Consider the following 1064-nt stretch of genomic DNA (forward strand, 5'->3'; position numbering starts at 1 on the left):
TCGTACGGGACTTCGTCGAAAGACATGTCCTTTCGAACGGCATGGTCGCGGACTGGGTCTACCACGACAATCCCGGCAATCCGCATATCCACCTGATGACAACATTACGCCCGCTGACCGAGGCTGGTTTCGGCGCGAAGAAGGTTCCGGTCATCGGCGAGGATGGGCAACCACTCAGAACGAAGGCCGGCAAGATCGTCTATGAGCTCTGGGCCGGTTCGGCCGATGACTTCAATGCCCTGCGTGACGGATGGTTCGAACGGCAGAACCATCATTTGGCGATCAATGGTGTCGAGCTTCGCATCGATGGCCGCTCCTACGAAAAGCGGGGCATCGAGCTGGAGCCGACCATCCACCTTGGCGTCGGGACAAAGGCGATCGAGCGAAAGGCGGAAAGCCGGGGCGTCCGTGCGGAGCTCGAACGGCTGGACCTGAACGAGGCGCGACGGGCGGAAAACGCGCGGCGGATGCTTCGGCGCCCGCAGATCGTCCTCGACCTCATTACGCGTGAGAAGAGCGTGTTCGATGAACGCGACATCGCCAAGGTGCTGCACCGCTATGTCGACGATCACTACGTCTTCCAACAGCTCCTGGCGCGCGTCATGCAGAGCTCGGAATTGCTGCGCCTTCAGCGCGATACGATCGATTTGACGACCGGCGAGCGGGTGCGGTCGCGCTACACCACGCGGGAATTGATACGGCTCGAAGCCGAGATGGCGCGGCAGGCGACCTGGCTGTCGGAACGGAAAGCCAATGGCGTCTCCAAGAGCGTGCTGGAGGCGGTCTTCTCCCGTCACACGCGTCTCTCGCCCGAACAGAAGGCTGCGATCGAGCATGTTGCGGGCTCTGCACGGATCGCCGCCGTCGTCGGCCGCGCCGGTGCTGGCAAGACCACCATGATGAAGGCGGCCCGCGAGGCCTGGGAACTTGCCGGATATCGCGTTGTCGGCGCGGCCCTTGCCGGCAAGGCGGCCGAGGGTCTCGAGAAAGAAGCCGGCATCCGGAGCCGCACGCTCGCCTCTTGGGAACTGCGCTGGAAACAGCAGCGCGACATGCTGGATGCA

1 protein-coding gene is annotated in these 1064 nt (G+C 63.3%); it reads left to right on the top strand.

All coding sequences use genetic code 11. The features are described 5' to 3' along the window. Positions 1-1064 (top strand): MobA/MobL family protein (locus HGP16_RS33685; RefSeq protein WP_168844262.1); only part of this gene is annotated, 1064 nt, incomplete at both ends.

The organism is Rhizobium sp. P40RR-XXII (assembly GCF_012641405.1).
Classification (GTDB): domain Bacteria; phylum Pseudomonadota; class Alphaproteobacteria; order Rhizobiales; family Rhizobiaceae; genus Rhizobium.